Origin of the sequence: Halomonas sp. DP8Y7-1, from assembly GCF_019801685.1 — a bacterium.
In the GTDB taxonomy this organism is placed as follows: Bacteria; Pseudomonadota; Gammaproteobacteria; order Pseudomonadales; family Halomonadaceae; genus Halomonas; species Halomonas litopenaei_A.
Map to the genome: position 1 here is coordinate 209418 of NZ_JAHVIN010000014.1, position 14103 is coordinate 223520.

The following is a 14103-nucleotide window of genomic DNA, read 5'->3' on the forward strand; positions in this document are numbered from 1 at the left end:
TGAATTCACGAGCCGTCAAGTATACAATCACAGGCAATTCGGTTATAGGCACAGCGCCAACAGAGGTTTCCCCATGATCGTAGTGACAGGCGGAGCCGGCTTCATCGGCTCAAATCTGGTCAAGGCATTCAATGACCGTGGACGCACAGACATCCTGGTGGTCGATGACCTGAGGGATGGCACCAAGTTCGTCAACCTGGCGGACCTGACGCTGGGCGACTACATGGACAAGGACGAGTTTCTCGCCAGGGTGCAGGCCCACATGCGCGGAGAGCTGAATCAGCTGCCGCCCATCGAGGCGATCTTCCATGAGGGCGCTTGCTCGGATACCACCGAGTGGGATGGCCGCTTCATGCTGGAAAATAACTTCACCTACTCCAAGGAGCTGCTGCATTTCTGCGAGCAGGAAGGCATTCCGTTCCTCTACGCGTCCTCGGCGGCCACCTACGGTGGAAGCGAGGTGTTCGTGGAGTCGCCGGAACACGAAAAACCGCTCAACGTCTACGGCTACTCCAAGCTGCTGTTCGACCAGTACGTACGCTCGCGTCAGGACACCCTCACGACCCAGGTAGTCGGCTTCCGCTACTTCAACGTCTACGGCCCGCGCGAACAGCACAAGGGCAAGATGTCCAGCGTGGCGTACCATCACCACACCCAGATCAGTGCCGGTGAAGACCTGCGCTTGTTTGGCGCATGGGACGGCTATGAAGCGGGCATGCAGAGCCGCGACTTCGTCTACGTCGGGGATGTGGTCGACGTCAACCTGTGGTTCCTGGACAACCCCGAGGTGTCTGGCATCTTCAACCTCGGCAGTGGCCGGGCGGAGCCATTCAAGGCCATCGGCGAGACGGTGATCGACTTCTACGGCAAGGGCAAGATCGAGTACATCGACTTTCCGGATGAACTCAAGGGACGCTATCAGAGCTACACCCGCGCCGATATTTCTCGTCTGCGCGAGGTCGGCTATGACAAGGAGTTCCATACGGTGGCACAAGGCGTGACACGCTATCTGGAGTGGCTGAATGGCTGATGCAGCCCACGCTGCTCCACTGCACCGGGCAGGGACGCGCCTGTCCGGTCAGCGTCTGTTGGTCGTTGGTCCGAGCTGGGTGGGCGATATGGTCATGGCCCAGAGCCTGTTCATGACGCTCAAGCAGCAGGGGGCTGCCAGCCTGGCGGTGGTGGCTCCGTCCTGGTCCCGGCCCATCCTCGAGCGCATGGATGAGGTTGACGAAGTGGTGGAGCTGGGCGTCGGTCATGGCGTCTTTGGCCTTGCGCCGCGCCATCGTCTGGCACAGTCGCTGAAGGGCCGCTTCGACCTGGCCCTGGTGTTGCCGCGCTCGTGGAAGTCAGCGCTGGTGCCGTTTCTGGCCCGGGTGCCAAGGCGGGTGGGGTTCACCGGTGAACATCGCTACGGGCTTTTGACCGAGCGCAGGACCTTGAATCGTCGCGTTCTCGACCAGACCGTCAAGCGTTTTGTCTCGCTGGGTCTGCCGGCGGCCACTGCCACGGCGGGTGACTTTGAGATACCCAGCCCGTCACTGCGGCAGGACGCCGACAACCTGGCTCGCCTGCATCGTGAACACGGCCTTGGCGTGCGGCCGGCCATCGGCATGATGCCTGGTGCAGAGTACGGCCCCGCCAAGCAGTGGCCCCTGGCCTACTTTCATCGGCTGGCCGCTGAACTGATCACGCAAGGCTTTGAGGTCAGGGTGCTGGGTGGGCCCAAGGATCGCGCCGCAGGAGAAGAGATTGTCAGCGGCCTCGAGCACGCCCACAACCTGTGTGGTGCGACGCGCCTGGAAGATGCTGTCGACCTGCTGGGCGACTGTCGTCAGGTCGTGACCAACGACTCCGGGCTGATGCATGTGGCCGCGGCGGTAGGGACTCGCATCCAGGCCATCTATGGATCCTCGTCACCCGCGTACACGCCGCCCCTGACCAGCAATGCGCGGATTCACTACCTGGCACTGTCCTGCTCGCCCTGCTTCGAACGTCAGTGTCCGTTGGGCCACACCAACTGCCTCAAGCAGATTACCCCTGACACCTTGCTGGAAGCGATCACGGCGGATCAGCAGCTTCTCGATACACCGTCTCGTATCAACGCCTGATCGCCGTTCGGGGATCGCCATCAAGGTTGGTGCGGAGCTTCCGGTGGCGCATCCGGCTGTCCGCTGGTGCGATAGGCGGGCGCAAGGCCTTCCCAGAGACGCTCCTGCAGCGCGGTTTCTTCACGCATATAGCCGTTGAGGGCTTCCAGCCCTACCTGCTCTGCCAGCGTTGGCTCGCCTGAAAAGAGGGAGACGCCAAGGCCTGCTCGGTGCCAGTCGATGGTAAACCCCATGGCTTCCAGCAGCGTCGGCAGGGTATCCATGGTCGTCGCTTGGGTCGAGATACGGGCAGGTGTCAACGCGTTGCCCATCATCATCAAGGTGTTGGTCCTGGGGGTCTGGATCAGTTGGTCCCAGGCGGACACGCGCATGGTCAGGTGGTCACTGGCAATGACGACCAGGGTGTTATCCAGCAGTTGCTCGTCTTCCAGCTGCTCAAGCAGACGCCGGGTGAGCCAGCCTGAGCACTTCACCGCGTACAGGATATCGACACCGTCGTGCACACCCTGTTCGGCCTCGCACGCCTGGGACGGATAGCCCGCCGGAGCATGGGCGGACAGGTTCAGCAGCGTCATGTTCCATGGCCCCTGCTGGCGGTCCAGGCGGCGTATCTCGGCCACCGCCATCTCGTAGAGGCTATCGTCGTAGAGCCCCCAGCTGTTGAGGTATCGGCTGTCATCCAGGCGCTCCACCAGCTGTTCTCGGCCCAGTACGCGCTGGTAGGCGTGGTCGGTGTAGAACAACCCCTTGCCGGCGAACTCGGTGCTGGCTCCGCCCATGAAGGTCTGGCGGTAGCCGAGGCGTGCGAGCAGGTCGCCCAGGCAGTCGACTCCAGGAACCACGTGGTGCAGGGGATCGAACTGACTGTCATGCAGCAGCCCCGCTGGCATCAGCGGCGTGCCACACTGGCTGGCAATCATGCCGGCCATGGTCCAGCCCGTATTATCGATCTGGCGCACGTTGTCAAAGACGACGGCCTGGGGCTCCAGTGCCGCGAGGTCGGCGTAGGCGTCGCCAAAGCGCGCCGTGTCCGAGTAGGTGCGCTCCAGGCTTTCAAGATAGATCAGCAGCAGGTTGGGCGGGCGCTGGGGCGCCTTGAGAATGACCGGATCCACGTAGCGACGATCGAGCCAGGTCCCTGGGTCTGTGACCACCGCGGCGCCGCGCTGGCCCATGGAGTAGAACATGGGATTGCCCAGCAGCAGCACGAAGGCCAGCCAGTGGTCCCAGCGTTGCCAGCGGTAATCGGCCCGCACCAGCCAGGTATAGCCGGCAAGGATCAGCACCATGGCCAAGGTATAGATGATGGCGGCAATCGTCCGCTCGCTGCCCCCATGCTGCGAGATGCCCGCCTGGAGGTGAAAGTAGACAGCACCCATATCCACCTGTCCGAAGCTGCTGGCCAGATAGACATAGATCCCCCAGAACGCCAGTGGAACCAACGCCCAGGGGATGACCCGGATGCGCAAGCGAGGCGGTGGCGGATCGCCCCAGCGCTTCCAGCCAGCCACCAGGCACCAGATGATCGCCGGTATCGGCAGGCACCAACCGGGCAGGCGCGTGACCATGACCACGGCATGACCTATGGCCAGGCCCAGCAGCAGGTGGACGGCCCAGCGCAGCCAGGGAGACGTGATAGGGAAAGGTACAGGCATGTTCGAGGCGCCCAAAGGTCAATCCATGAAGCCATTGTCGCCCGGGAGTCGCGAATCAGCAGTGCTGACCGCGGAGGTGCGAATCCTTCGCTTGACGCACTAGCGCGTCGACGTCGAGTCGTCGTTACCTGACGACCCGGTTGGACGGCTTCCCTGGCGCTCGGCTCGCTCGTTTTCGTACAGTTCGTTCAGCTTTGCATACTTCATGTACGCATGGAATGCCGTCGTGATCGCGACGGTCATACCATCCTGACCCTGCAGCAGACCTCCCTTCAGCACCAGCTTGCGCAGCATGGCGGTGAGCGCATGCAGGCTGGGGCGAAGCGCAGAGGGGGTGACACCCCGTTCCTTCATCGCCCAGGCATCCCGGGTCGACAGCTGATCGATCCGCTGCATCCAGTGTGACAGGTCACGGTAGGTGAAATGGCTCAGGTGAGCATCGACATCGACCACCGTTGGCGCCTTGACGGATGAGTGCGCCTTCTTGGGCAGATAGCCCGAGGTCGTGCGGTTGTATAACCGCGTTACCGGATCAGGATAGAAGCCCGCGGCACGTATCCAGTGTCGACCTGCGAAGTTGCGTCGACGAAAGCGATAGGCCGTCTGTGGGTCTTCCAAGGTCAGCTCGCGAATGGCGGCGACAGCGTCGTCATCGAGCCGTTCATCGGCATCCAGCGCCAGGATCCAGTCATGTCGTGCCTGGGGGACGGCAAAGGCTTTCTGCGGCCCATCACCCAGATAGGGTTGATGAATCACCTTCGCACCCGCCGCCTCGGCCAGCGCTACGGTGTCATCGTCGCTGCCGGAGTCCACCACGATGATTTCATCGCACACGGGTTGCAGCGACGCGATGGCCCCTTCGACATTGTCCTGTTCGTTGAGAGTAATGATGATGCCGGTAATCGGAGTCATGGCGACATGCCTGCTGTGGTGATGCGAAAGATGAAGCGAACGACCCGCTGACGGACAGTAGACGCGGTGTCCAGTGTGCATCAGCGTGTCAGGACTATGCGGGTGTACACAACAAAAGTCGATGGGTGCCGTTGGTCCTGGGCTTAGCAAATCAGGCTTGGCATATCAGGCCTAGCGAGACAGGCCTAGCGACACTGGGTTGGCAAGACACGACTCATGACGTGGCTCGCCTGTCGGCGTCGACCAGTGTCGCCGCAATGGCTGCTGCGGCCTCGTCCAGGTCTACCGCGGACATGTCGCGAGCCTGGTCCCCTGGGGGCGGGTGAAAGGCCAGCCGATGTTCAGGGGCATTGCAGGTTTGCCAGCGCAGCGGTGTCGCTGATCGGTGGGACGGATAGAAGCCTACCGTGATCACGTCGAGACAGCCCGCGATATGCAGCGGGCCGGTGGAGCCAGCAACGAAGGCGTCAGCGGCGGCGATACTGCAGGCAAAGTCAGCGAGCCCTGCGGCAGGGGGCAGACGCCGGGCGCTTAGGCCAGCGCTTTCCAGGCGGGCGACAAGAGTATTCGCTACCGCGTCTTCCCCGGGCCCAGCGGTGACGATCCAGTGGGGCTGAGTGGCGCCCTGCTGCCGCATGCGGCGATCGACGTCCTGTGCCAGCTGGGCGTAGGCGTCGGGGCTGAGGTTGACCGCTGACCCCCCGCTGCCAGGATGCAGATAGATCCAGCTCCCGGTGGAGGCAAGACCAAGTTGGCTGGCCAGCGCCAGGCGACGTTGCTCCTTGTCATCCTCGGGTTGAGGCCAGAAGGGGGGGCTGACGGCTTCGCCCGGCGACAGCGCCAAGGCCTCGACCATCGCCTCTGCCAATTGCTGGTTGTAGACGTATTCGGGCCGGTCAGAACGGGATCTGCGCTGAGTGATCCTGCGGTTGTAGAATAGTTGCGCCCACTTGGTCGCGGGGGCCATGCGCAGCGGAATCCCGGCACGCAACCCTAGCCAACCGATCCGCGTGGTGGAAAACAGCGTCAGCAGTGCGGTGAAGTGCCCCTGGCGCAGAGATGCGAGCAGCTGGCGCTGCTGCGCTTTCGGCGCGTCGTCGCCTGGGTCCAGGATCACTTCGTCGATCCACGGGCATAGCCTGGCGACGGGCGCCGTGTAGGATGGCACCAGCGCGGTAATATGTGGTGCCGGGCGTGCTGCCTTCAGCGTGGCCAGGGCTGGCCAGGCAAGCATGAAGTCGCCAAGCTTGTCGTTGCGCACCACCAGCAGTCGAGGGGTGCTTGCGTCGGCCGTGGCCGTCGTTGATGTCATCAGGGCTCCCGAGCCCGCCATCGGAAAGGAGACCACCTTGAGTCACAAGGTCATGCATATCTGCCTGTCGGACGGCTGGGGCGGACTGGAAATGTATCCGGCGAGGATTATACCGGAGCTGGCCGCCCGTGGGTGGGAGACGCACGCTCTGGCACTGGCGGACTCACGGGTAGCGCAAAGCCTCGAAGGCGCTGGTGTCGTCCCTCTGACCGCTGCCTCGCGCACGTCCGCGCTGTTTGCCGTGGGGCGTTGGCTGGCGTATCTGCGCGAGCACGACATTCGTCTGCTGCATTGCCACAAGTCCAGCGATCTGCGACTCGCTGCACTGCTGGCGACGCTGAGGCCGAGTCTGGGCGTGATCTTTACCGACCATATGGGCGTCACGCGGCCGAAGAAGGACCTCTACCACCGCTGGGCCTACGGCAAGGTCGATCGATTGCTGTCGATCAGTGACGCGACCCGTTGTCGTAACCTCAAGGCCTTTCCACTGCCCGCCGAACGTATCCAGCGGCTGTATCTGGGGATCGATCCGGGGGCGTTGGCACCGCGCCTGGATGCGGGTGAGCGGCGCGCCCTTCGAAGTAGCCTGGGCCTGCCGGCCAAGGCGGTGACCATCGGGGTGGCGGGTCGGCTGACACCCGGCAAGGGACAGCAGGTGTTCATCGAAGCGCTGGCTCTGCTGCTGCGCGAACATCCGGCACTCGACGTGCACGGGGTCATCGTTGGCGGTCTGGCAGCAGAAGAGGGTAGCCGCGAGGAGTACGTGGCGGAGCTCCAGGCGCGAGTCGAGGAGGTGGGACTGTCATCGAGGGTGACCTTCACCGGGTTTCGACGGGATCTCGCGCGGTTATTCGAAGTGCTCGACGTGGTGTGCGTGCCGTCACGCAATGAAGCCTTCGGACTGACAGTGATCGAAGCGATGGCGGCAGGCAAGGCGGTGATCGGCTCACGCAGTGGTGCCATTCCTGAACTTATCGATAGCCACAGTGGCCGCCTGGCAGATCCCCAGGCGCCCCAGGAATGGGCATCTGCGATGGCCGAGCTGTCGGCCGACAGTGAGCTGCGAGCGCGTCTGGGCAGCGAGGCAAGGCTCAGGGTGAAACAGCATTTCCTGCTGTCACGCCACGTCGAGGGACTGATCGATGTCTACGCTGACGTCATCGACGCTTAGTGGGAGCCAGAGCCTTCCTCAGAACGGTAGCCTCGCTGGATCTCTGCCAGTGCCTGGGCGGCGGCTGTTGAGGTTGCACAGAAGCGCTCAAGGGAGCGACCCAGACGTGCCAGGTTGGCGTCCTGCCAGCGCCCGGGGCGGCGCAGGCGACAGCGATCAAGGTCGATCAGCCAGACCTGCCTTGTGGTGTCGATGAGCAGGTTACGTGCGTTGAGGTCGACATGATCCAGGCCCTGGACGTGGCACCGCCGGATCACGCGTCCGACGTCGGCCAGCAGCTCGGCATCGACCTCGTGGCTGGCCAGTGCCTCGGCCAGAGCACGAGTCTGGGGCAGGCGCTGGGTGATCAGCGCGGCCTGATAGGTGGGCCCCTGACGTATGACGCCCCCCAGGATCGGCCGTGGCACCGGCAGCCCGGCGTCAAACAGCGTAGCGGTCAGTTCTACCTCGCGGAAGGCGCGGGTGCGTTCGATGCCGGTCCACAGGTAGTGACTGCGAGACAGGCGTGCCACCATACCGCCACGCCGATAGGGTCTCAGCACCCATTGCTGCTCGCCCAGATCGAGAAACAGACTCTGGCCTCGACCAGCCGCCTGGCCGACGACATGACCACTGTCTCGCCAGTATTCCGGGTCCAGCAAGGACGCTCCGATTTGTGGCGTTAGACCAGCGTCACATAAACTAGTGGCATCGTATAAAATGCCCACCTTTCCTGATTGATACGTTGCCAACCGCATGAAGCATCCTCTGCCCGCTCGTCCAGCCCACATCGGCGTGCTGCGTCTCTCCGCCCTGGGAGATGTCTGCAACCTGGTGCCCACGGTTCGAGCCCTGCAGCGCCAATGGCCCGAAGCGCGGATCACCTGGATCATCGGCAAGGGCGAACACAGTCTACTGACGGGCTTGTCAGGGGTCGAGTTCATCGTCTACGACAAGTCCACTGGCCTCAAGGGCATGCGCGCGCTGTGGCGAGAACTGGCCGATACCCGGTTTGATGTGCTGCTGCACATGCAGCAAGCGCTGCGGGCCAGTGTGCTGTCACTGGGACTCAAGGCCGATGTTCGGGTGGGTTTTGATCCGGCTCGCGCCAAGGATCGTCAGTACTGGTTTACCCATCGTCAGCTGGCCCCGCGTGATCGTGCTCACGTCCTCGAGTCCTTCATGGACTTTGCTCGCTTGATGGGCGTCGAGGATGACAGCCTGGAGTGGCGCCTGCCGATACCCGAGGCGGCTTACCAGGAAGCCCGTGAGCTGACCGGGGAGGCGGGCTACGTGTTGATCAGCCCCTGTGCAAACCCGCGTCTGCGCAATTTCCGCAACTGGTCGGCAGAAGGCTACGCCGCCGTGGTCGAGCATGCCTGGACCCAATATGGCCTGAAGACCGTCATGACCGGTGGCGGCAGCACCCAGGAAAGAGAGATGGGCTCGCGCATCCAGGGCCTGTGCCAGAGTGATGCGGTGATCGACGCCATCGGTGGCACGTCGCTCAAGGGCCTGCTGGCGCTGATCGATCGGGCCCGTGCGGTCATCGCTCCGGATTCAGGACCCGTGCATATGGCCAATGCCCTGAACACACCGGTGGTGGGCCTGTTTGCGACGACCAATCCGGATCGTGCCGCCCCATACCTGTGGCGAGACTATGTGGTCAATCGCTACCCCGACGCCGTGCGCCAGTTCCTGCACGAGGACGCTGCCACTATCACCTGGGGGCAGCGGGTGCGTCACCCGGACGCGATGTCCCTGATCAGCGCTGACGACGTCATTGCGCAGCTAGACCGACTGCTGGCCGATACTGCCGCCTCTTCCCGCTCCGACCTCGATAGGGAGTCCCCCGATGAAGCTTGATTTGACCGCGCTTGAGCGCTCCCGCGTACTGGTGGTGGGCGACGTCATGCTGGACCGCTACTGGCATGGGGGAACCTCGCGGATCTCGCCCGAGGCGCCGGTGCCGGTGGTGCGGGTGGAAGAGTGCGAAGATCGTCCCGGGGGCGCCGCCAACGTTGCGCTGAACATTGCCTCGCTGGGCGCTCATGCGGCGCTGGCTGGGTTGGTCGGGGACGATGACAATGCCGACCGCCTGACGACTCGCCTGGAGGAGGTGGGAGTAAGTACTCACTTCCACCGTACTCCTGGTGTGCCCACGATTACCAAGCTTAGGGTAATGAGCCGCAACCAGCAGCTGATCCGCCTGGATTTCGAGGACGGGCTCGACAAGATCGATACCAGCGAACTGGCCCCGCGACTGGTAGAGGCCACCGACAGTTTCGACCTGGTGATCCTGTCCGACTATGGCAAGGGCACCCTGGCCAATGTCGAAGCGGTCATTCCCGAGATGCGCCGTGCCGGCAAGCGCGTGCTGGTGGATCCCAAGGGCAGCGATTTTCGCCGCTACCGCGGTGCCAGCGTGATTACCCCCAATCTGGCCGAGTTCGAGGCGGTGGTCGGGCCTTGCCCGAGCGATGACATCCTGGCCAGCAAGGGAGAAGCGCTGCGCCAGGAGCTGGACCTGGAAGCGCTGCTGATCACCCGCAGCGAAAAGGGCATGACGCTGATTCGCGAAGGGCAAGATCCCTTGCACCTGCCGACCCGAGCACGTGAGGTCTACGATGTGACCGGTGCCGGCGATACCGTGATTGCCGTGCTTGGGCTGGCTCTTGCCGCCGGGCATGGGTTTGCCGAGGCCATGACCTTGTCCAACCTGGCGGCGGGCCTGGTGGTGGCCAAGCCCGGCACCGCGACCCTGTCGATTGCCGAGCTTTATACCGCTCTGCATGGCGATAAGTTGGCCGAATTCGGCGTCATCGAAGAATGTCCGCTGGTGCTTGCGGTGCGCGCAGCTCAGGCGCGCGGTGAACGGGTCGTCATGACCAACGGCTGCTTCGACATTCTGCACGCAGGCCATGTGGCCTACCTGGAGCACGCTCGACAGCTGGGTGATCGCCTGATCGTGGCGGTCAACGATGACGAGTCTATCCGTCGGCTCAAGGGACCCAAGCGACCGATCAACCCGCTTCACCGTCGGATGCAAGTGCTGGCGGGCCTGGGGGCCGTCGACTGGGTGGTGCCCTTCGCCGAAGAGACTCCGGCACGGCTGATCGAAGCCGTGCTGCCGGATGTACTGGTCAAGGGGGGGGATTATCGGCCCGAGGACATCGCGGGCGGCGAGGCGGTCCGCGCTGCCGGTGGCGAGGTCAAGGTGCTGGGCTTTGAGGACGGTGTCTCTACCACCGCCATGATATCGACCATCCTCGACCGCGAGGGCTGAGCATGCGCTGGCCGCGGCTTGCCTATTCAGGCGCGCTTTGCCTGCTCTCGCCGGTGATCTGGCGACGAGTATGGCGGGAACAATTGGTGGGACGACCTCGAGCAGAGCGCCTTGGCTGTTTGCTGCCCTTCGCCGATGAGCGTCCAAGGCTCTGGCTCCATTGCGCATCGGTAGGAGAGGTCGTCGCCGCCCGTCCGCTGATTCGAGCGCTGCGCTTGCGGCACCCTGATCATCGGCTGGTGGTCAGCACCATGACCGCCACCGGCGCCGAGCGCGTGGCCTCGTTGGCCGAGGACGTGCCTGAGGCGGAGGCTGCGGCCCCCTTGAGCCACGTTTTCGTGGCGCTGGACTTTCCTGGCGCGGCGCGGCGTTTCGTCCAGCGCCTGGCACCGCAGCAGGCCATCTTCTTCGAGACCGAGCTGTGGCCTAACCTGCTCAACGCCTGTGTCCAGCAGAGCATTCCCGTGGCGGTGGTCAATGGACGGCTGTCGCCACGTGCCTTTCGCGGCTATCGCCGGCTGCGCCCGCTGATGGCCCAGGCGCTGTCCTGTGTCGATTGGCTGGCGGCCAAGTCCAGAGACGACGCTGAGCGCTTCATCGCGCTAGGCATGGCGCCCCAGAATATTCAGGTCGTCGGCTCGATGAAGTTCGACATGACGGTGGATCCCGCCTCTCAGGTGGTGAGTGAGCGCTTGCACGCAGCCATTGGTCATCGCCCGGTCTGGGTCGCAGGATCGACCCATCCGGGTGAAGACGAGCAGTTGCTGGAGGTGCATCGACGGCTGCTGGAGCGCTTCCCGGATGCGTTGCTGGTGCTGGTACCGAGGCATCCGCAGCGCTTTGATGACGTCGCCGAACTGTGCCGTGAGGCCGGTTTCGACATCGTCCGCCGTTCCCGCGGACGTGTGCCCAGCGCTAGGGTCCATGTGTATCTCGGTGACAGCATGGGCGAGCTGCAGGCCCTCTACGGGTGTGCCGACCTTGCGTTTGTGGGGGGAAGCCTCGTGCCGATCGGAGGACACAACCTGCTGGAGCCCGCCATGATGGGGGTGCCGGTGGTTACCGGGCCTCACCTGGAGAACTTCGCGGACGTCGCCCAGGCGTTGCGAGATGCCGCAGCGCTGGTCGAGGTTGCCGACGCCGAGGAACTGAGTGAGCGAGTGGCGGCGTTACTGGAAGATGATGAACAGCGTCAGCGGCTCAGTGAGGCCGGGCAGCACGTGCTTGATACCCATCGAGGTGCGTTGGACGCGACCCTCGATGGGCTGGATGCGCTTATCGATGCACGAAGCAGTGAGCGCGCACGGGAGCTTACGCCGGCAGTTGACGACTGACGCCTTCAGTACTGCCGAGCAATAGCACGTCGGCGGGACGAGCCGCAAACAGCCCATTGGTGACAACGCCGACGATGGCATTGATCTGGCGCTCGAGGGCGACGGCATCGTCGATCTCGAGACCATAGCAATCGATGATCTGGTTGCCGTTGTCAGTCACCACGCCCTCGCGGTAGACCGGGTCCGCACCCAGCTTGACCATTTCACGCGCCACGTAGGACCTGGCCATCGGGATCACCTCGATCGGCAGCGGGAAGTCGCCAAGTCGTGCCACTCGCTTGGACGCATCGGCGATACAGATGAAGGTGGTCGAGCAGGCGGCCACGATCTTCTCGCGGGTCAGTGCGGCACCCCCGCCCTTGATCATATGCAAGTGAGCATTCACTTCGTCTGCGCCGTCCACATAAACTGGCAGTGTGCCGACTTCGTTCAGTTCATACAGATCGATGCCATGGTCCTTCAAGCGCTTGGCGCTGGCCTCGCTACTGGCTACGGCACCGCGGAAGTCGCCGCGCAGCGCTGCGAGCCGATCGATGAAGAAGTTCGCGGTCGAGCCGGTGCCGACGCCGATCACGATGTCTTTGCCAAGCATCGGGCGCACTTCATCGATGGCGGCTGCCGCGACAGCGTCCTTGAGTTCGTCCTGGGTCATGAGATACCTGCGCAGGGGTCTTCAAAATGGGTGGGCGGCGATCATTATAGGGTAAACGTGCACAGACAGCAGCCGAGGCGACTGGCGCTGGACGCCAGGTGCAGCGCGATGCTAACAATAGGGGCTTTGCTTGCCCCCTCACGCTGGATACCAGAATGCTCGAAGCTACCGTCAAGAAGATCCTCCAGGCCCGGGTTTATGAAGCGGCCCGTGAAACGCCGATTTCCCCGGCTCCCATGCTGTCTCGACGGTTCAACAACCAGATTCTGATCAAGCGTGAAGATCTGCAGCCAGTGCACTCGTTCAAGATTCGCGGCGCCTATAACCGTATGGCCCACCTCAGCGACGAGCAGAAGGCCAAGGGCGTGATCGCGGCCTCTGCGGGAAATCACGCTCAGGGACTGGCGCTTGCCGCCAAGTTGATGGGCGTCAAGGCGGTGATCGTAATGCCGCGCATCACCCCTGAAATCAAGGTCGCCGCCGTGCGAGGCTGGGGCGCCAAGGTCATCCTCAAGGGCGATGCCTTCGCCGCTGCTGCAGAGCATGCTCACGAATTGGTGGAGCAGCACGGCTATACCTACATCCCGCCGTTTGACGACATCGACGTGGTCGCCGGTCAGGGGACCGTCGCCATGGAGATTCTGCGCCAGCATAGCGGCCCCATTGACGCCGTCTTCATTCCGGTGGGCGGCGGCGGCTTGATCGCCGGCATGGCGGCCTACATCAAGTACCTGCGCCCTGAGATCAAGGTCATCGGGGTCGAGTCCGAGGACAGTGCCTGTCTCAAGGCTGCCCTTGAGGCGGGTGAACGGGTGGTGCTGGACCAGGTGGGGGTATTCGCCGAGGGCGTCGCCGTAGCGCAGATCGGCAAGGTGCCTTTTTCACTGATGCGCGACCTGGTCGATGACGTGATTACCGTCAACACCGACGAGATGTGTGCGGCGGTCAAGGATATCTTCGAGGATACCCGTGCCGTGTCAGAGACCTCGGGGGCGCTGTCGCTGGCCGGACTGAAGAAATATATCCAGGAGAGCGGCGCCCAGGATCAGACGCTGGTATGCATCAACTCTGGCGCCAACACCAACTTTGACCGCCTTCAGCATATTGCCGAACGGACCGAGCTGGGTGAACAGCGTGAGGCGATCCTGGCGGTGACGATTCCTGAGCGCCCAGGCAGCTTCAAGAAGTTCTGCCGTACCATCGGCAAGCGTATGGTGACCGAATTCAATTATCGCTACGCCGACGCCGACCAGGCCCATATCTTTGTCGGTGTGCAGGTCAAGCCCGGTGGTGAGGATCGCCAGGCGTTGATCGGCCGTCTGTTCGAGGCGGGTTATCCGGTCGAGGACCTCACCGACAACGAGCTGGCGAAGTTGCATATTCGCCATCTTGGCGGAGGTCGACCCCGCACCGAGTTTGTTGAAGAAGCCTATCGCTTCGAGTTCCCCGAACGTCCCGGGGCACTGATGAATTTCCTGACCCACCTCCCCCAGGACTGGAACATTTCGCTGTTCCACTATCGCAATCATGGCGCGGCCTATGGTCGAGTGCTGGTCGGTATGCAGATTCCCAATGGCGATCGCAGTCATGTGGAAGAGCATTTCGATGCCATTGGCTATCGCTATTGGAAGGAAAGCGACAATCCCGCCTACCAACTGTTCATGGCATAGCGTTGGGACATGGCTTTTTGG

General features: G+C 63.2%; 12 protein-coding genes. 7 read left to right on the forward strand and 5 right to left on the reverse strand.

Going from position 1 to position 14103, the window contains the following annotated elements:
- The first annotated feature begins 73 nt into the window (after positions 1–73).
- Together rfaD and waaF are read left to right on the forward strand one after the other, a co-directional pair.
- Positions 74–1030 (forward strand): ADP-glyceromanno-heptose 6-epimerase, encoded by a 957-nt coding sequence (gene rfaD, locus KUV41_RS17815; protein WP_206942106.1) that lies wholly within the window; start codon positions 74–76, stop codon positions 1028–1030.
- On the forward strand, positions 1023–2111 hold the full coding sequence (waaF, locus tag KUV41_RS17820) for a lipopolysaccharide heptosyltransferase II (protein ID WP_222486910.1): 1089 nt from the start codon (positions 1023–1025) through the stop codon (positions 2109–2111). Before rfaD ends, waaF begins: the two co-directional genes overlap by 8 nt.
- A gap of 20 nt (positions 2112–2131) precedes the next feature.
- Here waaF and KUV41_RS17825 read toward each other — a convergent pair whose 3' ends face one another.
- The 3 genes from KUV41_RS17825 to KUV41_RS17835 form a co-directional block, all read right to left on the reverse strand.
- The gene (locus KUV41_RS17825) at positions 2132–3766 is read right to left on the reverse strand and encodes a sulfatase-like hydrolase/transferase (protein ID WP_222486911.1); all 1635 of its coding nucleotides are present in this window, start codon (positions 3764–3766) and stop codon (positions 2132–2134) included.
- 99 nt (positions 3767–3865) lie between these two features.
- On the reverse strand, positions 3866–4678 hold the full coding sequence (locus KUV41_RS17830; RefSeq protein ID WP_222237918.1) for a glycosyltransferase family 2 protein: 813 nt from the start codon (positions 4676–4678) through the stop codon (positions 3866–3868).
- Positions 4679–4892: 214 nt separating this feature from the next.
- Complete coding sequence (locus KUV41_RS17835; RefSeq protein WP_222237919.1) at positions 4893–5990, reverse strand: glycosyltransferase family 9 protein; 1098 nt, start codon at positions 5988–5990, stop codon at positions 4893–4895.
- 37 nt (positions 5991–6027) lie between these two features.
- Between KUV41_RS17835 and KUV41_RS17840 the strand changes: the two genes are divergently transcribed.
- Entirely contained in the window at positions 6028–7161 is a 1134-nt protein-coding gene (locus KUV41_RS17840) for a glycosyltransferase family 4 protein (protein WP_261396098.1), read from the forward strand.
- Here KUV41_RS17840 and KUV41_RS17845 read toward each other — a convergent pair.
- A complete protein-coding gene (locus KUV41_RS17845; RefSeq protein WP_315900608.1) occupies positions 7158–7802 on the reverse strand; it encodes a 3-deoxy-D-manno-octulosonic acid kinase in 645 nt (214 codons plus the stop codon). The genes KUV41_RS17840 and KUV41_RS17845 overlap by 4 nt on opposite strands.
- A gap of 94 nt (positions 7803–7896) precedes the next feature.
- On the opposite strand from KUV41_RS17845, the gene KUV41_RS17850 reads away from it, so the two are divergent.
- From KUV41_RS17850 to waaA, 3 genes are read left to right on the forward strand one after another with little or no spacing between them, the layout of a single operon-like run.
- Entirely contained in the window at positions 7897–9006 is a 1110-nt protein-coding gene (locus tag KUV41_RS17850) for a glycosyltransferase family 9 protein (RefSeq protein WP_206942117.1), read from the forward strand.
- Positions 8996–10426 carry a bifunctional D-glycero-beta-D-manno-heptose-7-phosphate kinase/D-glycero-beta-D-manno-heptose 1-phosphate adenylyltransferase HldE gene (hldE, locus tag KUV41_RS17855; protein ID WP_206942119.1) on the forward strand — a complete coding sequence of 477 codons (1431 nt, stop codon included), beginning with the start codon at positions 8996–8998 and terminating at the stop codon, positions 10424–10426. Before KUV41_RS17850 ends, hldE begins: the two co-directional genes overlap by 11 nt.
- A 2-nt stretch (positions 10427–10428) precedes the next feature.
- Positions 10429–11760, forward strand: a complete 1332-nt coding sequence (gene waaA, locus KUV41_RS17860) for a lipid IV(A) 3-deoxy-D-manno-octulosonic acid transferase (RefSeq protein WP_222486913.1) — start codon at positions 10429–10431, stop codon at positions 11758–11760.
- Here waaA and rpiA read toward each other — a convergent pair.
- Positions 11738–12412: a ribose-5-phosphate isomerase RpiA gene (rpiA, locus tag KUV41_RS17865; protein WP_222486914.1), complete on the reverse strand. Its 675-nt coding sequence runs from the start codon at positions 12410–12412 to the stop codon at positions 11738–11740. The two genes, waaA and rpiA, sit on opposite strands and share 23 nt — an antisense overlap.
- Positions 12413–12567: 155 nt before the next feature.
- Here rpiA and ilvA point away from each other — a divergent pair, with 155 nt between their 5' ends.
- Positions 12568–14082, forward strand: coding sequence for a threonine ammonia-lyase, biosynthetic (gene ilvA, locus KUV41_RS17870; RefSeq protein WP_222162256.1), 1515 nt, complete (start codon positions 12568–12570; stop codon positions 14080–14082).
- The last annotated feature ends 21 nt before the right edge of the window (positions 14083–14103 follow it).